Raw genomic sequence first — 18,273 nt, forward strand, 5'->3', positions numbered from 1 at the left:
ACCTTGCGTTCCCGTTTCTCCTGCTGGTCCTTGTGTTCCTTGTGCTCCTGTTAGTCCTTGCGTTCCCTGTGCTCCTGCTGGTCCTTGTGTTCCTTGTGCTCCTGTTAGTCCTTGCGTTCCCTGTGCTCCTGTTGGTCCTTGCGTTCCCTGTGCTCCTGTTGGACCTTGCGTTCCCTGTGCTCCTGATGGTCCTCGGGTTCCCGGTGTTCCTGCTGGCCCTTGCGTTCCCGATGCTCCTGCTGGTCCTTGCGTTCCTTGTGCTCCTGTTGGTCCTTGCGTTCCCTATACTCCCGTTACACCCGTCGCACCCGCCGTTCCTGTTGCCCCTGTCGCACCTTTCGCTCCTGCTGGCCCTGTCCCGCCTTTCTCTCCCGCTGGTCCGGTCGCTCCTGTTGCTCCGACTGCTCCTTCGAGCCCTCGCGCGCCTGTTTCTCCAGCCGGTCCTACTGGTCCCTGCCGCCCTTGCGATCCTTCCGGCCCCACTGGTCCCTGGAGCCCTCGCGGTCCTTCCGGCCCTTCGGGTCCCGGAGGGCCAGGAGGGCCGTTAAATTTACCCATAGTCTCATCTCCCTATTATCAGATGTACTGCATCATATTTAAAAGATTAATAACATAAACACAGTAAATGCCTATCTATCTTAAAAATAGGTGAATGCGGCCGTACATTCGCTGATTTTCTATACAACTATGCGATTGTCCTATGCACAGATGTCTATGCTAGCATTAACTAATAAAAGAGATTGAAGCTTAGGAGTGATGAGATGGAGCAGCGCCCACTAATAGGTATTCTGGTAACTAAAAGGAATAGTAGAAAAAGAATTTTGGAGCTTTGTCATCGTTATCACAATCTAAATCTGAAGCTTATCGCCTTTACACCGGCAGATATTATTTGGAAGGAACAACGTATTATTGGACTTGGCCTGAAAAAGGGTAGATGGACACAAAGTTCGTTTCCTTTTCCTTATGTCGTCTACAACCAGAGCTTCAACAAAAAAACTGTAACCACTCAACGCTTGGAGATGGTATTAGGCAGAAACAAATGTTTCAATAGTATCAATTTTTTCAATAAATGGGATCTCTATAACGTGTTAAAACAGTCAAATCTTAAATCCTGTGTCCCTGACACATTTTTATATCATGGAGTGAAGATATCAGAGCTATTAAAGAAATATAAACTGTTGTATATTAAACCTTACTACGGATGTAAGGGAAAGTCCGTATATCGGGTTGAGCTAACAGATCATGGAGATATTCATATCTCTTTACACAGCCTTGCTCCAAGAATCATTTGCAGAAAATACGAAAACCTTCAGGAAAAATTGGATAAACTTCTTGGGCAAAAGAAGAAATACATCGTTCAGCAAGGGATTCGTATGAGTCAGCTTGATCAAAAATATTTTGATATTCGGGTCCTTGTCCAAAAAAATATTGTTGGAGAATGGACGGTTTCCAGCCTCGCCTGTAGAGTCGCATATAAACATTACTTCAACACAAGCATATGTGAAGCCATGTATGATGCTGCAGAAATTCTTCCGCGTTTTTTCGCACCACTAAAAATGAATGAAATCCTTCAAACTTTGCAAGAGCTAAGTATAAATGCCGCATATGAGGCAGAAACACATATTGGTTCATTAGGAGAATTGAGCGTGGATTTTGTATTAGACGAACACAGTAAACTACGGATTATGGAGCTAAACGGAAAACCCCAGAAAAATATATATAAAGACCTTAAATCAATTAAACACACCAAACTAATTTATAGCAGACCCATGGAATATGCTTATTATCTCTCGCAAAATTGAAGGAGAACAAGTCGTTAGGAAGTTTTCGCGTATGATTTCATATAGATTTGTTCAGTGTTGTGTTGAGGTATCCGTTCTAAATTATTATAGATTTCATGCCAAAAAAGCTGCAGATTCGATAATCAGCAGCTTTTTGATTACTATTAAACTTTAACATCCTCTGTGTCACACTTTACAAACCACTTCATTTTGCGTAATCTAATTCAAGACTAACTTATAGAATAAAGGAGCCGCTCAGCATGACAAAGGATCAAATCAAGGCAAGAATTGCCGAATTAAAATACGATTACATTCGTATTCAAGAGGATATTGAAAAAACGGAGTCCACAGGTGGCAGTATAACCAACGCTGAACGCCAACTTCAAGCTATTGAGGATGAATTAAAGCTGCTTCATCAGCAGCAGTGATCAATCATCAAACTTTTATTCCCCTGCTTAATCCAAAGCACCCTCCAAATTTTTGAACTGATTGTTAAACATTCGATTATAGGCGCCCTGTTCGTTGATCAAACGGTCATGGCTGCCTTGCTCCACAATCTCACCATGATCGATAACTGTGATCGTATCCGCATCGCGAATGGTGTTCAATCTGTGAGCAATGATAAAGCTGGTGCGCCCCTGCATAATACTTAACAAAGCATCCTGGATATGAAGCTCAGTTCGTGTGTCAATGCTGCTCGTAGCTTCATCAAGAATTAAGATGGATGGCTTCGCTAATATTACCCGGGCAATAGCCAGAAGCTGCCGCTGTCCCTGACTAAGATTACCGCCATTCTCCGAAAGCAGCGATTCGTACTGATTGGGCAGCCGTTTAATAAAAGCATCTGCATTGGCCATTACCGCCGCCGCCTCGATTTCCTCGTCCGTCGCATCCGATTTGCCATATTTGATATTTTCCTTGATTGTACCTGAGAATAAGTACGTATCCTGCAGCACGATCCCAAAGGCTTTTCTCAAGCTGTCCCTCGTATACTCCTTGATATCTCTACCATCAATCAGGATTCTTCCGCCTGTTACATCATAAAACCTCGTTACCAGATTGACGATTGTCGTTTTTCCAGCTCCTGTTGGTCCTACAAATGCGGTGCTGCTGCCTTCCTGCGATTCAAAGCTGATATTTTTCAGGATTGGCACATCAGGACGATAACCAAAGCTGACATTTTCAAATACGACATGACCTTTGGCGTTTTCCAAAGGGATGGCGTTAGGGGCATCGGCCGTTTCCTCAAGCTCGTCAAGCACCTCAAATACACGCTCCGCTCCGGCAACACCGGATTGCAGCACGTTAAATATGTTGGCGATCTCATTGAGCGGTCTGACAAACTGCCGGGAGTAGCTCAGAAAGCTGGCAATAATACCGACTGTAATCAAACCTTTGACAGCAAGCACACCTCCTACTACAGCAACCGCAGCAAAACCAATGTTGTTAATCACGGCGAGCAGCGGCATCAAAAAACCTGACCATATTTGCGCCTTCAGGCCCACCTCGCACAGCTTGGCATTTACAGCATCAAATTCTTCTATCGCTTTGTCTTCACGATTGAAGGCTTTGACCACCTCAATACCGGATATGGTCTCCTCGACATGACCATTCAGCTTGCCAAGCTGAACCTGCTGATCCTTGAACAGCACACTCGTTCTTTTTGTAATCGTACGAGCCAGTAAATAGACGAGCGGCACTGTAATCATACTGGCCAAGGTTAGTAATGGGCTTAAGATCAGCATCATCACCAAGGAACCGATAATCGCGATCGAGCCACCCATCAGCTGTGTGATGGATTGTGATAAGCTGCTGCTTACATTTTCAATATCGTTGGACAATCGGCTCATAATTTCACCGTGCCTGCGAGAATCGAAATAGGCGAGCGGCAGCTTTTGCAGCTTTTCAAATAAGGCAGTTCGCAGCTTCATCACAATCCGTTGGGAAATACCCGCCATCAACCAGCCCTGCAAAAAGGTAAGCAGTGCATCAGCCACATAAGCAGCTATTAAAGCTATAATGACCATTTCAAGCAGCTTGAAATTGACGGTTCCGGCGCTGCCGCTGGTCATCGTATCCACAGAGACACCAATTAGATAAGGTGCGGATAATGTGAGCGCTGAATCGATAACGACAAACATAAACACGATCATCAGCAGCTTTCTTTCACTGCCTACATAATGCCACAGCCGCCGCATGGTAGCTTTAAAGTTTTTGGGCTTGACTACAGCTCTCCCTCGATTCATCATTCCCGGTCTTCCCGCACCTGCCATCATGGGAATATCCGGCTGCACGGACGCTGGCTTCTGTTCATTTTTCTCCGGCATTTTTGAGTGTCTCCTTTCCCATCTGGGATTGGAATATTTCCCGATAAACCTCGCAGCTTTTCATCAGCTCATCATGCTTGCCTGTACCGACAATCTGACCTTGATCGAGCACAACAATCGTGTCAGCATCCATGACAGAGGTAATCCGCTGCGCAATAATGAGACAGGTGAGATCCTTGGCGTACAACTTCAAAGCACGCTTGATGTTGGCCTCAGTCGTGACGTCGACCGCGCTGGTACAGTCATCCAAAATCAAAATTTCCGGCTGCCTCACCAAGGCACGGGCTATGGAGACACGCTGCTTTTGCCCACCGGAGAAGTTAACACCATGCTGTCCCAGAACGGTCTCATAGCCCTCGGCAAAAGAACTGACGAAATCATGAGCATCGGCCATTCGTGCCGCTCTCTCAACCTCTTCCATCGTAGCATCTTCTTTGCCAAATCGAATATTTTCGAGCACTGTGCCTGTAAACAGCATCGTTTTTTGCGGAACAATGGCAATCTTTTCACGAAGCTGCTTCGGATCCATGTCTCTGACATCCTGCCCATTGACCCGAATCACGCCTGCGCTTACATCGTAAAAACGCGGAATGAGCGACACCAGGCTGCTTTTCCCAGAGCCCGTAGACCCGATAATACCTACGGTTTCACCAGGCAAACAGGTCATTGTCAAATTTTTAATCACAGGCGGTCCGGACGTTCCAGCGTAAGAGAAGCTTACGTTCTCAAAATCGACTCTTCCCTTTATAGCTGTCGCGTTCATAGCTCCGTAATTTCCTGCCATCCCATTCTCCTGAATAAACACTTCATTAATACGTCCAGCCGAAGCCTTGGCTCTGACAAACATATTAAATACCATCGTGATCGTCATCAACGCGAACAATATCTGCGTCATATAGTTGACAAAAGCAATGATATGCCCGACCTGCATACTGCCAGAGCTGACTCGTAAACCTCCAAGCCAGATCACGGTTACGATCCCGAGATTCACCGTCAAGGTTATCGCAGGACTGAACACAGCCATAGCCCTCATCGCTATCGTGGAACGAGACTGATATTCCTGATTGGCTTGATCGAATTTATTAACCTCATAATCAAAACGGTTGAACGCCCTGACCACTCTGACGCCGGACAAATATTCTCTCATCACACTGTTAACACGATCCAGCGCCTTTTGCACCTTGATAAAAAAAGGAAAGCCTATCTTCATATTAATAAAGATTAATATGCCGACAATCGGTACAACGACAACAAGCACCAACGATAGATGAGGATTCAGGCGGACAGCCATAATCAGTGCACCGATACAGAGCAAGGGCGCCTTGGCAAAAATCCGCATAAGTCCGTTCGCAAAGTTTTGTACCTGGGTGACATCGCTGGTCAGTCGGGTGATCAACGCAGCACGATCAAATTTGTCGATATTCTCAAATGAAAGCGATTGAATTTTACGAAATAAATCGGAACGCAGCTCGGCAGCAAACCTTTGGGATACATGGGTTGCCAGAATGTTCCGCATGGAAGCGGATACCGCACCGACTGCCGTAATCAGCAGCATAAGACCGCCCATACGCAAGACAAAATCCAATTGCTGTTCGGCTACGCCTACATCGATAATTTCAGCCATAACGCTTGGCAGCAGTAAATCGCATATGGCTTCTAAAGTCAGAAATGCAAAGGCAACACTGAAAAGCTTCCAATACTTACCTGCATAGCTATGTAAAAATTGCATGGAGCTACTCTCCTCCAATCGCCACAGTCTGAAGCTTTTCTTTTCATGCTAGCTGTTCAGAGCACCTACCGTCTGCAGCCAGGCTTTAGCAATCAGTGCGTGTCCCCCTGGAGATGGATGCACACCGTCCGGTGCCCAGAAAGCAGCAACCGCACGTGTAGAAGCCTGCGCAAATAAACCGTCCAGACAAACCAGTCTGGCTCCGAACTCTACAGCCAATTCACGAACAACCGTAATTTTCGGATCCAAATCTTCCCTCCAGCGCTTACGATCCTCCGGTACTGGCAGCAGGAACGGTTCGATCAGAACAAGTCTAGCTCCTGTCGCAGCCACCGTTTCTCTCAGCAGCTTACGATAACCTTCAGCGAATTGCTCTGTAGAGGTTGGATCATTACGGTCATATCGACGCCAAGTATCATTAATTCCAATATAAATCGATACCACATTAGGCTTCAAATCGATACAATCCTGCTGCCAGCGCTGCTGCAAATCGACAACGCGGTTGCCACTAATGCCTCGGTTTATAAATATCGCTTGCTTTTCTGGGTATAGAGCTGAAAATTGCGCAGCTGCCATTAACGCATAACCTTTGCCGAGATCATCCGATTTGTCGCGGTTCCGACCTGCATCGGTAATACTATCTCCTTGAAATAACACTACATCTCCCTGCTGAATCCATGCTTCCATCGGCTACTTCCTCCTAAGGTTCAATACGAATAGGTATAAAAAAAGCTTTGATTATTATACCATATTTTTGAAAAGCAACAGCTACTAAATATGACTTTGATGTCGTTGTTACAAATTAAAGTTTGTCCTCTTGATTGTCGTCCGTTAGTGAATCCGTTTCTGTTCGCTGAGCAGCTTTGTCATCCATACTGGGATTCGGGACAGAAACCAAAAATTGTTTCAAATCGTTTTGAAAATTGGTCATTATTTCTTGAAACTGAGCTGCATGCTTGGAGGCGGGGTTTTCCTGTACTGCTTCTGCTGCTCTCGCCATTATATAAATGACTTCAGACCATTCCTTCATAAAACCACGCAAATCACGCCTTCTATGGCCACCACCGGAATGCCTATGTCGTCCGGGACGTTCCCAGTGATCCTCTGGCTGTTTGTTCTCTTCACTTTCTCTTTCACGAAGAGCTGCCAGTCCCTCATCCGTTATTCGGTAAAGCTTCTTACCATCAGCTTCATCAATGAAGCCTAAAATAAGTTTCATGTCTTCTAGCAACTGTAAATTAGGGTAGATAGAACCTGCACTGGGGGTGTACAAGCCACCTGTCTTCTCTTCCATAGCCTTGATCAGCTGATAACCGTGCATCGGCACCAAGGCCAACAACTCCAGTAAAGCGAATTTGAACTCCCCACGCTCAAAAAAACGACGTTTGCCTTCCCCCCGTCCTCCAAAACCACCGTGCGAACCGCCATGACGGTACCTCAAAAACTTCTCTTCATGAGCAACACCTTTTCGTCCATAATGACGTCCATGGTTAAATCTCATATTATGTTCACTCCTCAATACGATATATCGTAATAATATAACGATATATCGTATTCATCAACAACCTTTTGTATTCTATTTTCTTTAATACCGATATGAGCACAAAAAAGGAGATCTAAGATCTCCTTTTTCTGTAATTCCGATGAACAAGTCAAGCTCCACAGGTGGGATTTACAATTGGCTTCTTAGGCCATATTCTCCCACATAGCCTGAGTCACTTCCATGCTTGTTTTTTCCTGCTTAAGACCTTTCAATATATCCTCGACAACACCCTCCATCAGCGCCAAATGACCTTGAACCGTAGCTCCGGCGACATGAGAAGAAAGCAGCACATTATCCAGCTTCGTGAGAGGACTGTCCGCAGGCAGCGGCTCCTTGGTAAACACATCAAGCGCAGCGAAAAACCGGCCCTTTTGCAGCTCTTCTATAAGCGCTTCCTCATCAAGCACATCGGCTCGGGAAGAATTGATCAAAATGCCGCCATCCGGAATCGAAGCGATCATCTCTTTCGTCACCATTTTATAAGTTGCCGGAAGCTTTGGCGCATGAATCGATATAATCGAGCAGCGCATGACCTCCTCCAGACTTGCTTTGGTAACCTGCAGTTGAGCTGCTGCTTCATCCTTTAAATACGGGTCATATACGAGTACGTTGACATGAAAGGGCGCCAGCAGCTTAAGAAATGCCCTTGCTGTCGAGCTGGCCGACACGATTCCAATCGTCTGTCCCGCTAATTCTCTGCCCTTTAAAGAACTGACACGCCATTGCCCTGCTTTCACCTGCTTATCAAAGGTTGGCATATAGCGAAGTGATGACATCAATACAGTTAAACAATACTCACCTACACTATGAGCAATTCTTGGTGCTGCCGAGAAGACGCGTACCTGCTTGGAAAAAGCCGTTGGCGGGATCCTTCCTTTAACGGTACCTGCAGCGTGTCCGATCACTCGCAGCTTAGGCGCCTGCTCCAGCATTGCCTCAGTAATTGCTGGAGAACCCCAGCTGGTGAGAATGATCTCAGCCGATTCGATTAAAGCTGCGAGCTGTTCTTCGGTGTAATCAATACCCGTTTCATTCCATACCGGATCAAAATGCTCGTTGATCAAGCTTCTGCAAGTATCTGAGCATACCTCATCTAATCTGGATTTCGGTGGTAGTATAAGTGCCTTCGGTTTTCCCATTCTCCTGTTCCTTCTTTCTATAAGTTTAAGTCATAATGGCAAGCTGCGACTCCTTCACTTCAAAGCGCAGCGGTCCGTTGTTATAAAATTGCTGCAGCTCCTGTACCATCAACGTGCCTATCCGTAAGCGTGAATCCGGATTAACTCCGGCCAAATGCGGTCTTACGATAACGTTGTCCATGTGGCGAAGCTCGCTGTCAGCAGACAACGGCTCCATAATAAATACATCCAGTCCAGCATAAAACCGATTCTTCCTCAGCTCCTCAATTAATGCAGCCTCGTCAATCAAATCCCCACGCGCTGTATTAATGAGCAGAGCACCATCTCGGAGCAGCGACAATTCCTTGTGCCCGATCATCTGATACGTTTCCGGTACCTTAGGGGCATGCAGCGACACAATATGGGATTCAGCTATAACATCATGCAAAGGTTTTAGCTCGACATTCCATTCCTGGGCCTGTTCTGCCGACACAAAGGGATCGCAGCCAAGAAGCTTGACGCCGAACGGTTGAAGCAGCTTAATCACCTCGCGGGCAACCATGCCCAAGCCAATCAAACCAACGGTTCTTCCTCTTAATTCATAGGTTTCATATACCGCGCTTTTGGCATTTCTGCCCGTTCCCATCTCTTTGTTCACGGGAATGATCTTATGTCCCAATGCCAAAATTAGCGCCAGCACAGATTCACTGACCGAAACTCCGATCGCGTAGTTACTGTTCAACACCCGAATTCCACGACGATAAACGTCAAGGGTAGGCAGAATCGGTTTCACGGAGCCAGCCATGTGAGCGATCAGCTTGAGCTGATCGGCGTGCTTTAGTACCTCTTCACTGATAGGAGCGCTTCTCCAGGTTGTGATGACGGTATCCACTCCCTTGATGTGCTCGCATAGCTCCTGCTCGGTAAATGGACGATGATGTGGGTTCCATATGATATTGCCGAGCTGATGAATACCTTCAAGGCTTTCATCGGTGAAAAAGAGTTCGATCTGATCGTGTGGAATTTGCACCAAAATGGTACGCATCGAAGCCACGCCCCCTCCGGCCACTTATTTCTTGACGTTTTTCCCGTCGAGAGCTTTTTGATAAATTTCCAAATATTTTTTAAGATTCATTTTATCCAGCGTGGCTACATAGTTGGTCCACTCTTTCTCAATGTCCAGATCTCCGGTAACAAAACGCGCAATGCTCGTTTTTACATAATCATTGATCGTTTTGTCCAACTCAGCGAGTTGTTGAGAATCGGCAGGAGAGAAAAATAAAGGTGGAATGATCTCATCGATTTTCGGTTTATAAGGATCGTAATTTTTCTTCGTAATGTCGTAATACATTTTTTCTTTGTCCGGAAGCTTCAGCACCGCTTGACCTGCATAGTAGTCTTTGTCGGTACGGTAGTTCAGACCGTATTGTGCCCAGTTCTCATTTTGTACGCGCCCATAAGGGATTAACAGTCTATAGCTAGCCGGGTTGCCATCTCGACCCAAATCACCTGGTTTCGCTTTTTCCCATGCGGAGCCTTCGACACCGAAGTTCGAATACAAGGAGGCTTCAAACGTATACATCGCGTCCGCCCACCGCATCGTGGCTTCCGGATTTTTATTGGCGTTTGTCATAATAAATTGGCCTTTACCGTTAGCAATTTTGTCGTAAGCCAGCCACGTCGTTTTTTGTACGCCATTGGGTCCTTTGAGTGGTGCAATCGGTTGATACTCCAGCCATCTTCCGCTTTTGCCTTCAACAATTGTAATATCCGAAGGAGAGTGGGCAGGAATAGCTCCGCCGATGGCAATATCCGGATTTTCGGCAATCTTTTTCAAGCCTTCCTTATCGATCGTGAATGATTGGCGGTCAAGCAAGCCGTCTTTATACAGCTTATTCAGGTACTTGAGCCCTTCCTTCCATTCAGGCTTATTGTAGGCCACATCCACTTTCCCATTATTGACAATCATCCGTTTGTTGCCATCATCATAAATGAAGGAATTCATCAAAAATACGTCAATATCCGATTTTGAAACCCCTTTGGCTGTGCCGCCGATCAGGGCAATTTCATCCGCCTTGCCATTACCGTTCGGATCTTTTTCTTTAAATGCCTTCAGCATGTTATAAAATTCATCAAGGGTAGTCGGCTCCTTCAAGCCCAGCTTATCCAGCCACGGTTTGTAAACGTACATTTTGTAATCCAAGGAACAATGGAAGCAATCATTAATGTAGGGCAGTGTGTAAATTTTATTGCCAGGGGCCGTGACCGCACTCTTGGCTTCAGGCATTTCCGCAAAAATTTTCTTCGTGTTGTCCCCATATTTTTCGATCAAATCGGTAAAGGAAACGAAGGTTCCCTGCTCTCCGTAAATCATCTGCTGTTCAGGAGAAACATCGAGATTCATCAGGACATCCGGCAAATTACCTCCGGCCAGCAATAAATTCAGCTGCTCCTGGTAGCTTTTTTCATCCAAAATCGTCCAATCGACATGGACATTGGTTTTATTTTCAAGCCATTTGGTATATCCATTTGTCTTCATGTCTTCAACCAGACTGCTGCCTCTAATCGCGACCTTCAGCGTAATTTTGTCTTTTACAACAGGGAATTGTCCTACTGGCGTTACATTAGAAGCGGTTGCGCTCTCTTTGGGCGCAGTCGTAGTGCCTGCTGCCGGGGCAGCCTGGTCTTTCGTGCAAGCAGATAAAATCAATGAGGCGCACATCGGGACCGCCAACATCATGTACAGCTTTTTTCTCATACAGTCAACCTCCCTTTTCTTATCAATCATAATTGTACGTCAATCAACATTACGCCTTAGCCCTTAATGGAGCCTATCATCACCCCTTTGACAAAATGCCTTTGCACAAAAGGATAAACAATCAGCATGGGAGCGGTGGCGACGACAATCAATGAATATTTCAGCAAATCGGCAAGCCCCTGCCGGGCAATTAAATCCTCTTCGCTCGTGACCATGCTGGGATCAATCTGATTCTGAATCAGGATCGTACGCAGCACGATCTGTATCGGGTATAGGCTGCGTTCCTTCAAATACAGTAAAGCGCTGAAGTACGTATTCCAATGACTAACTGCATAAAAAAGTGCAAGAACAGCAATAATCGGTCCTGATAAAGGAATCACGATCTTCCACAAAAACTTCCAATCCGTGCAGCCGTCTACCTGCGCCGCCTCAAGCATTTCACTTGGTAGCGTCGTCTGAAAATACGTTCTGGCGATAATCACATTGAACACGCTCAGTGCCGCCGGCAGCAGCATCGCCCAACGCGTATCGAGTATGCCTAAATCCTTGACCAGCAAATAATTCGGGATAATCCCTCCCGAGAACATAATCGTAAATACAAATATAAACATAATGGCGTTACGCCCGATAAAGTCTTTGCGCGATAAAGGATAGGCTGCCGCAATAGTTAAAGCAACGTTAATTATCGTGCCAATTGCTGTATAAAACAGCGAGTTACCAAACCCTGTCCAGATTGCTTTATATTCGAATACAGCCTTATAGCCCTTGATTCCGGGTTCAACCGGCCATAGCCAGACCCTTCCCGAAATAACTGCATCCGTCGAGCTAAAAGAAGCGCTTACAATATAAACGAGCGGGTACAGCACAGCCAAAAAAAACAGGCTGAGTATGGTATAATTGACAACATTAAACAACCTGTCAACACCGGCTTCTTTCACTGTCGTATTCATTTTGTCGCCATCCTCCTTTCTACCACAGGCTGCTTTGGCCCATTTTTTTGGCAAGGCGGTTCACGGTAAGCAGTAAAATCAGATTGATCACATTTTTAAATAAACCGATTGCTGAAGAATAAGAGAAGTTCACGACTGTGGAGGCAAGACCAACTTTGTATACGTAGGTGTCAATAATCTCAGAGGCTTGAAGATTTAGTGGATTTTGCATTAAAAACGCTTTTTCAAAACCGATTTCCAGCATACGTCCGACTTCCAGGATTAGCAAAATCATCGCTATCGGTACAATTCCTGGCAGATCAACATGCCATACTCTTCGTAATTTGGTCGCACCGTCAACAACGGCTGCCTCATGCAGTGCAGGATCGATTCCCGCCAATGCGGCCAGGTAAATGATACAGCTGAAGCCAACATTTTGCCAGACGCCTGACCATACATAAATACTTTTGAAGTATTCAGCCTGACCCAGCAAGTTAACAGAGCCAAAGCCCAAAGCTTTAAGCAGCTCGCTCACAAGTCCGATACGAGGGTCCAGCACCTGGAAAATGATACCGACCATAACAACCACTGAAATAAAATGCGGCGCATAGGTGACCATTTGGACCATTTTTTTGAATTTATCGTGCATCACATAGTTCAAACTTAAAGCCAGTATGATTGGAAAAGGAAACCCGGCAGCAAGCTGATAGAAGCTCAAACCGATTGTATTACCCATGATGGTCCAAAACTCGTAGGATTCAAAAAAGCGAACAAAATTATCCAAACCTATCCAGGGGCTTCCCCAGATTCCTTTCGTTGCCACGAAATTTTTAAAGGCAATTTGAGCCCCATACATCGGGACATATTTAAATATGACAATGTAGGCAAAAGGCAGTGCCATTAAAACATATAGCTGCCATACCTTGGCCATATCCCTGATTACACTGCGACTTTTTCTTGTGTGCTTCACTGAAGACACCTCTTCAACACTTACCGATTCCACGGCCATTAGCTCACCTCCTCCAATTCACTGCCTGCTGCCTGAAGCCGAGGTGAAACCGAAACTCTACAGTCCCACCCAGCCCTCCTCTTATTATCATTTACCGTTAAGCAGTGCTTGAGCAAGAATAACTTCGGCGATCTCCATCGTTTTCAACGCATCCTTGAAATTCGATGAGGGCTGTGTCCCTGCCTTCAAACAGTCAATAAATTCACGATGTTTGGCCTGAAACCCGCCATATTGAAACAGCTCCGTGCCGCCGGCTTCTTCACGAGCATCGTATTCAATACCTGTAGTATCCCCGTCAGCATATAAGTAGCCTTTGGTTTCATGCTCAGCCTCAACACAAATATTAGGGGCATGCATTTCAACCGAAAATATTCTACGGCCACTCGACCAGCTATTAATCAAATATCCGGTTGCTCCCGTATCAAATTCAATTGTCGCTGAAATAAAGTTAATATCGGGAACACCTATACGTTTGGTTGTGCTCTCAATCTTGACCGCTTCGCCTCCACACATCCAGCGAATGGTGTCGATCGAATGAACCGTATCATCCATCATTCGATCACGAGCCCCAAGAAACGGTTCGATCTCCGATTTATAAAATTTGCATACCGCATGTGTGATCGGCCCACGCTTAAGGCACTCGTCACGCAGCTTCATAACCATCGGAGAACTGCGTCTTTGAAAGCTTACCTGGGTGATGCAGTTATGCTGCTCTGCCGTATACACCAAAGCTCTAGCCTGATGAATCGTAATGCCGAGCGGCTTTTCAATATACAGATTCAAGCCCTGTCTCAGGCACCACATCCATACATCGTACATGATGTGCGGCTGCCCGATCGCATACACCGCATCCGGCTTGGTCTCTTCAATCATCGCTTTGTAATCGATATAACGATTCTCTATTCCGTACATATCGGCAGTTTTCTTGAGTGATTCCGGATATACATCACAAATTCCGACAATATCGACTTCTTCACGGAAAGAAGCAAGTGATGGATAATGAACACTATTAGCCATTCTCCCCGCTCCAATAAACACAACTCTTAGCTTGTCATTCATCTGTGCTTTCTCCTCCTCAGGCAAATAATGACTTCGCATAGGCGATATCCTCTTTGATTAAACGATCTACATCGGCTTCATTCGTATATTCGGCACTTAAGCAGATCACTCCGCTGTAATTACGTTTTTGAAGATAGGCTGCTGCACGGGGCCAGGAAGCGAGTCCTTGACGACCTGATGTGAAATATCTTTTCCATTCTGCCGATTCGGCTTCAGGTCCGCTCATCAGCTTATAATAAGCATTTTTAAAATTGACCATGCACAGATGCGACCATACGATATCAAGTCCAAATTCCGGCTGCTGTCCAGCTAGCGCGTCATGAGCTGTATCCCAGATCGCCCCAACATGATCAGCGTTATAAGCTTCCAGCAAGTGAAGCAGACCCATGGAATCGATAACATTATTTCCGTAATGCTGCTGGCAGCCAATCTTCACCCCATATTTTTCACAAAGCGGCAGCAGCTTATCGATTTGCTCACGCGCCAACTGCTCCGAAGCCAGATACCCTTGCTCATGCTTGATGACAGGCATCGTACGAATCATCGGTATACCAGCCTCAGCACAACCGGCAAACACACTTTCAGTCGGTTCACTCGCAACACTGAATATTTTCAAGCCATGATCAGCGAATTGCTGTACCAATTGGGGCAGTTGATCTGGTTTAGCAGGTTCTAGCTGGTAGCCGTCACGCAGAGGAAATTCAATACCGTCAAAACCCAAATCACTTACAAATTTCCCAAGCTCCCAAACCGTTGCCGCTTTCCAAGGCTTCGTAAATACAGAAAATGAAATCGAATCGATTGTCATATATGGCACTCCCTTTACGTTGTAAGTTAATTTAAAGCAGCTGTAAAATCAATTTGATAACGCTTTCATTGGCCTTATAACCATTTTATATTAAACTTCTCAATTACGTCAATAATTAAATTATGTTTAGATCGAACTAATTATACTCTGTAAATATCTGTTAAAATAAAGTCAAATAAGCACATTTCACGCTGATTTTATTGTATTAATAGAAATTTTATAGCGTACCTCATATCATTATGTCTATTTTTAAACTTTAATAAATCCTGCTATTCAGACGGCTCTCGTAGTAATCCGGATTGCTGCCCAGCCTTTGCAGAACGGGCTCCGTGATTTCATTGAGACGCTGAATCGTTGCCTGTGACAGCTCATAGGACGCACCCTGAATATTCAATTCCAGCTGCTTGACATTACGCGAACCTACTATTGTCGTACTGATCGCTTCATTGGAAATGGCCCAGGCTAATGCAAGTGTGATGATAGGTGTGCCAATCGTATGGGCCAGCAGACGAATTTCCTGAAGTGCCTGCTGGATCTCTGCTTCTGCCCCCTCCTCACCATGCCTTGTCCCTTCCCCTCTGCTATGGTGGAAATGGCGAGACCTGGCTTGCAGCGGTCTAAGCTCGTCCAGACTTGTGACTTTATCCGTCAGCAAGCCCTGCAGCAGCGGCATATAACCGATAACGCCAATCTCGTTCTGGATGCAGTAGGGCAGTACGCTCTCCTCTATAGCCCGTGATAGCAGATTGTAGGCCATTTCATTAGCCACAACCTTGACACCTGCGTCCTGCACCTCCTTCATCTGCTGCACACCATGATTGCTGATGCCGATATGACGAATTTTCCCTTCCTTTTGCAAAGATTGAAGTGTTTCAAAAACTTCCTGAAGCTGCGGCGGATTCGCAATCAGAGCTGCATCCTGAGTGAAATGCTTAACGGATAGCGGACTGATCGGCCAGTGAAGCATATATAGGTCAATATAATCGGTTTGCAGCCGCTTCAAGCTTGCCTCACAATGAGCTCTCAGCACCGACGGCTGCGTATTCGAGGTGCTGATTTTACTGCCGATAATCGCCTGAGCTCGCCTGCCTTTGAGTGAAATCCCAAGTGCCAGCTCGCTTGCCCCATCATTGTAAACCTCAGCCGTGTCAAAGTAGTTCACGCCCAGATCCAGCGCCTTGTGTACGACCTCGTCGACATCCTTCTGGCTTTGCTCCCCCCAATAACTGCCGCCTCCATACTGCCAGCAGCCCATACCGAGCACACTAACTTCGATTCCCGAGGTGCCTAAAACCCGTTTTTTCACAATTCCCCCTCCTTCATTATGGTACAAGCATACATCCTCAATCTCTCACAACACCCTTTTTCAAAATCAGATTGCCTTTGAAAGACTTGTCACCTGTTGCGACAATAGCAAAAGCCTTAAGTGCCCGCTCATAAAAGGAGAAGCGTTCCACATAACCAAAATCCGTGAATCGACTCTCATGAGGACGGATCAGACCACGGTATACTTCCCACACCTCCGGTGTCGGGTCAGCTGGCAGCAGGGACATCACAACCGCCGGATGCTCTGTAGCATGATCCAAAGGGAACAACGGAATGATCGCTTGAAGCAAATCCGGAATCGAATGCCCGTCACTACGTAGCAAACGCTTCGCGTGCGAGGCAGCAGGAAAATTTCCATCCGCCAAAATAATTTCGTCGCCGTGCCCCATTTCCATCAAGGTCTTCAATAGCTCAGGTGATAGTATGGATGGGATCCCTCTTAGCATCTTGTAACCCCCAATTGCAATGACTTGTTTAACTTTCTGGAAGCGATTTCTAGATTATTCTAACATCGCAACCGACTTATGTAAATATTTAAATTATCTCATTCTTTTTCGTTGAGATTATAGTCTTTTATGCTATAATTAGAACCAATGATTCCCGTTTTTGAAGTTTTACCGACAGAATATAAGATAGGGTGCTGTTATGAGCAACAATGAAATCAGAGATCAAAAGGGCAGTAAACTAACTATTCTACAAACGCTGCGCATACAAGGCAGCATGTCGAGAATTGAGCTTACCCGAATTACCGGATTGAGCCGGGCTACCATTTCCATCTCCATAGCCGAATTAATTGAAAACGATCTTGTGTGCGAAACTGATAATCGTTTATCCACCAAAGGCAGACCTGCTACAGCTTTGGAGTTGGTTCCGAATTCCAGAGTTATTATCGGGGCCGATCTCGATAACAAGACCTGGACACTTGGCGCCTTCGATCTGCTTGGCAATGTGATCAAATCAATGAAAATTCCTCTGTATACTTTCGAACCAGAAGAGACCTTCAAAGCCTTGGCCATAGAAATCTCAACCTTCGTCAAAAGTCTGGACAAGAGTCCTATTCCTTTGCTCGGCTTGGGGGTTCCTGGTCTTGTCGATGCCAATCACCGTATGATCCGCAGTGCCGCTGATCTGGAATGGAATCAAGTTGATGTGGCTGGCATTATGGAAAAAGAAATTGGCTGGCCGACGGTCGTCGTGAACCGTCATCGGGCAAGGGGATTAACGGAATGCCGATACGGTGCAGGGCTTTCCTACAACAATATGATCTATATCGGGGTTGGCATGGGCATCGCAGCTGGATTATATATTGACCGTCAGCTGCTATCGGGATCACTTGGAGGCGCCGGCGAAATCGGTCATACCACCATAGAGCCGTCAGGTCCACTATGTCCATGCGGCAATCACGGCTGTCTTCAGGTACTCGCTGCTGGCCCTGCCATTGAACAGGAATTTCGCAAGCTGGTCCGTTCTTCCGAGCAGGAGCTTGTATATCCTTATCAAAATATGGACCTTCAATTTCTGAAAATGCATGATGTATGCGCGGCTGCAGAGGACGATGACAAGCTGGCTGTTCAGGTTATTAGCAATGCCGCTTCATACCTGGGAATTGCCATGGCCAACCTGCTGAATACATTTAATCCCGAGGCTATCATTCTGGGCGGCACGATACCGAACGCCAGTACGCTGTTTGTAGAAACAGCCACCAGAGTCATGCGCCAACGGGCTATGCGTCCGCTATCTGCTGACACCATAGTCAAAACCTCCGTGTTCAAGGATATCGGTGGAGCATTGGGTGCAGCTAATTTCGCTTTTGACAAAAATATTTCCATTTCAATTTTTAATTAAGCACAAATAAACCAGCAAGCCATGGGCAGCTTTTGGGTCTG

17 protein-coding genes are annotated in these 18,273 nt (G+C 45.9%); 3 read left to right on the forward strand and 14 right to left on the reverse strand.

The annotated features are described in order from the left end of the window. Positions 1-282: 282 nt before the first annotated feature. Complete coding sequence (locus tag BK127_RS45610) at positions 283-558, reverse strand: hypothetical protein (RefSeq protein WP_076236911.1); 276 nt, start codon at positions 556-558, stop codon at positions 283-285. 203 nt (positions 559-761) lie between these two features. Between BK127_RS45610 and BK127_RS34635 the strand changes: the two genes are divergently transcribed. After that, complete coding sequence (locus BK127_RS34635) at positions 762-1,802, forward strand: YheC/YheD family endospore coat-associated protein (protein ID WP_076236914.1); 1,041 nt, start codon at positions 762-764, stop codon at positions 1,800-1,802. A 239-nt stretch (positions 1,803-2,041) separates the two neighbouring features. Further along, positions 2,042-2,209, forward strand: a complete 168-nt coding sequence (locus BK127_RS44150; protein ID WP_179097714.1) for an SE1832 family protein — start codon at positions 2,042-2,044, stop codon at positions 2,207-2,209. 27 nt (positions 2,210-2,236) lie between these two features. On the opposite strand, the gene BK127_RS34640 is transcribed toward BK127_RS44150, so the two are convergent. From BK127_RS34640 to BK127_RS34700, 13 genes are all read right to left on the reverse strand, one after another. Further along, positions 2,237-4,057: an ABC transporter ATP-binding protein gene (locus BK127_RS34640; RefSeq protein WP_256711585.1), complete on the reverse strand. Its 1,821-nt coding sequence runs from the start codon at positions 4,055-4,057 to the stop codon at positions 2,237-2,239. A gap of 34 nt (positions 4,058-4,091) precedes the next feature. Then, positions 4,092-5,837, reverse strand: coding sequence for an ABC transporter ATP-binding protein (locus tag BK127_RS34645; RefSeq protein ID WP_076236920.1), 1,746 nt, complete (start codon positions 5,835-5,837; stop codon positions 4,092-4,094). A gap of 48 nt (positions 5,838-5,885) precedes the next feature. Next, the gene (locus BK127_RS34650; RefSeq protein ID WP_076236922.1) at positions 5,886-6,524 is read right to left on the reverse strand and encodes an SGNH/GDSL hydrolase family protein; all 639 of its coding nucleotides are present in this window, start codon (positions 6,522-6,524) and stop codon (positions 5,886-5,888) included. 115 nt (positions 6,525-6,639) lie between these two features. Further along, on the reverse strand, positions 6,640-7,338 hold the full coding sequence (locus BK127_RS34655; RefSeq protein ID WP_076236925.1) for a PadR family transcriptional regulator: 699 nt from the start codon (positions 7,336-7,338) through the stop codon (positions 6,640-6,642). Positions 7,339-7,523: 185 nt separating this feature from the next. Continuing rightward, positions 7,524-8,519, reverse strand: coding sequence for a hydroxyacid dehydrogenase (locus BK127_RS34660; RefSeq protein WP_076236928.1), 996 nt, complete (start codon positions 8,517-8,519; stop codon positions 7,524-7,526). Positions 8,520-8,544: 25 nt separating this feature from the next. Beyond that, complete coding sequence (locus tag BK127_RS34665) at positions 8,545-9,543, reverse strand: hydroxyacid dehydrogenase (RefSeq protein WP_076236931.1); 999 nt, start codon at positions 9,541-9,543, stop codon at positions 8,545-8,547. Between the two features lie 24 nt (positions 9,544-9,567). After that, the gene (locus BK127_RS34670; RefSeq protein ID WP_076236934.1) at positions 9,568-11,256 is read right to left on the reverse strand and encodes a type 2 periplasmic-binding domain-containing protein; all 1,689 of its coding nucleotides are present in this window, start codon (positions 11,254-11,256) and stop codon (positions 9,568-9,570) included. A 56-nt stretch (positions 11,257-11,312) separates the two neighbouring features. Then, positions 11,313-12,206 (reverse strand): carbohydrate ABC transporter permease, encoded by an 894-nt coding sequence (locus BK127_RS34675; RefSeq protein WP_076236937.1) that lies wholly within the window; start codon positions 12,204-12,206, stop codon positions 11,313-11,315. 19 nt (positions 12,207-12,225) lie between these two features. Next, the gene (locus tag BK127_RS34680; protein ID WP_083689831.1) at positions 12,226-13,194 is read right to left on the reverse strand and encodes an ABC transporter permease; all 969 of its coding nucleotides are present in this window, start codon (positions 13,192-13,194) and stop codon (positions 12,226-12,228) included. 87 nt (positions 13,195-13,281) lie between these two features. After that, positions 13,282-14,292: a Gfo/Idh/MocA family protein gene (locus tag BK127_RS34685; RefSeq protein ID WP_218639065.1), complete on the reverse strand. Its 1,011-nt coding sequence runs from the start codon at positions 14,290-14,292 to the stop codon at positions 13,282-13,284. Continuing rightward, positions 14,270-15,061, reverse strand: a complete 792-nt coding sequence (locus BK127_RS34690; protein ID WP_076236940.1) for a sugar phosphate isomerase/epimerase family protein — start codon at positions 15,059-15,061, stop codon at positions 14,270-14,272. The genes BK127_RS34685 and BK127_RS34690 overlap by 23 nt, the downstream gene beginning before the upstream one ends. 256 nt (positions 15,062-15,317) lie before the next feature. Then, entirely contained in the window at positions 15,318-16,367 is a 1,050-nt protein-coding gene (locus BK127_RS34695) for an aldo/keto reductase (protein ID WP_076236943.1), read from the reverse strand. A 37-nt stretch (positions 16,368-16,404) separates the two neighbouring features. Continuing rightward, positions 16,405-16,833 (reverse strand): RbsD/FucU family protein, encoded by a 429-nt coding sequence (locus BK127_RS34700; protein WP_076236946.1) that lies wholly within the window; start codon positions 16,831-16,833, stop codon positions 16,405-16,407. A 199-nt stretch (positions 16,834-17,032) separates the two neighbouring features. Here BK127_RS34700 and BK127_RS34705 point away from each other — a divergent pair, with 199 nt between their 5' ends. Beyond that, a complete protein-coding gene (locus BK127_RS34705; RefSeq protein ID WP_076236948.1) occupies positions 17,033-18,232 on the forward strand; it encodes an ROK family protein in 1,200 nt (399 codons plus the stop codon). Positions 18,233-18,273: the final 41 nt, after the last annotated feature.

This window comes from Paenibacillus sp. FSL H7-0331 (genome assembly GCF_001956045.1).

Coding starts and splice junctions, on each gene's coding strand:
- BK127_RS44150 (WP_179097714.1), top strand. CDS start 2,042: ATGACAAAGGATCAAATCAAGGCAAGAATTGCCGAATTAAAATACGAT.
- BK127_RS34690 (WP_076236940.1), bottom strand. CDS start 15,061: ATGACAATCGATTCGATTTCATTTTCTGTATTTACGAAGCCTTGGAAA.
- BK127_RS34640 (WP_256711585.1), bottom strand. CDS start 4,057: ATGATGGCAGGTGCGGGAAGACCGGGAATGATGAATCGAGGGAGAGCT.
- BK127_RS34700 (WP_076236946.1), bottom strand. CDS start 16,833: ATGCTAAGAGGGATCCCATCCATACTATCACCTGAGCTATTGAAGACC.
- BK127_RS34635 (WP_076236914.1), top strand. CDS start 762: ATGGAGCAGCGCCCACTAATAGGTATTCTGGTAACTAAAAGGAATAGT.
- BK127_RS34660 (WP_076236928.1), bottom strand. CDS start 8,519: ATGGGAAAACCGAAGGCACTTATACTACCACCGAAATCCAGATTAGAT.
- BK127_RS45610 (WP_076236911.1), bottom strand. CDS start 558: ATGGGTAAATTTAACGGCCCTCCTGGCCCTCCGGGACCCGAAGGGCCG.
- BK127_RS34675 (WP_076236937.1), bottom strand. CDS start 12,206: ATGAATACGACAGTGAAAGAAGCCGGTGTTGACAGGTTGTTTAATGTT.
- BK127_RS34650 (WP_076236922.1), bottom strand. CDS start 6,524: ATGGAAGCATGGATTCAGCAGGGAGATGTAGTGTTATTTCAAGGAGAT.
- BK127_RS34685 (WP_218639065.1), bottom strand. CDS start 14,292: ATGCGAAGTCATTATTTGCCTGAGGAGGAGAAAGCACAGATGAATGAC.
- BK127_RS34665 (WP_076236931.1), bottom strand. CDS start 9,543: ATGCGTACCATTTTGGTGCAAATTCCACACGATCAGATCGAACTCTTT.
- BK127_RS34670 (WP_076236934.1), bottom strand. CDS start 11,256: ATGAGAAAAAAGCTGTACATGATGTTGGCGGTCCCGATGTGCGCCTCA.
- BK127_RS34655 (WP_076236925.1), bottom strand. CDS start 7,338: ATGAGATTTAACCATGGACGTCATTATGGACGAAAAGGTGTTGCTCAT.
- BK127_RS34705 (WP_076236948.1), top strand. CDS start 17,033: ATGAGCAACAATGAAATCAGAGATCAAAAGGGCAGTAAACTAACTATT.
- BK127_RS34645 (WP_076236920.1), bottom strand. CDS start 5,837: ATGCAATTTTTACATAGCTATGCAGGTAAGTATTGGAAGCTTTTCAGT.
- BK127_RS34680 (WP_083689831.1), bottom strand. CDS start 13,194: ATGGCCGTGGAATCGGTAAGTGTTGAAGAGGTGTCTTCAGTGAAGCAC.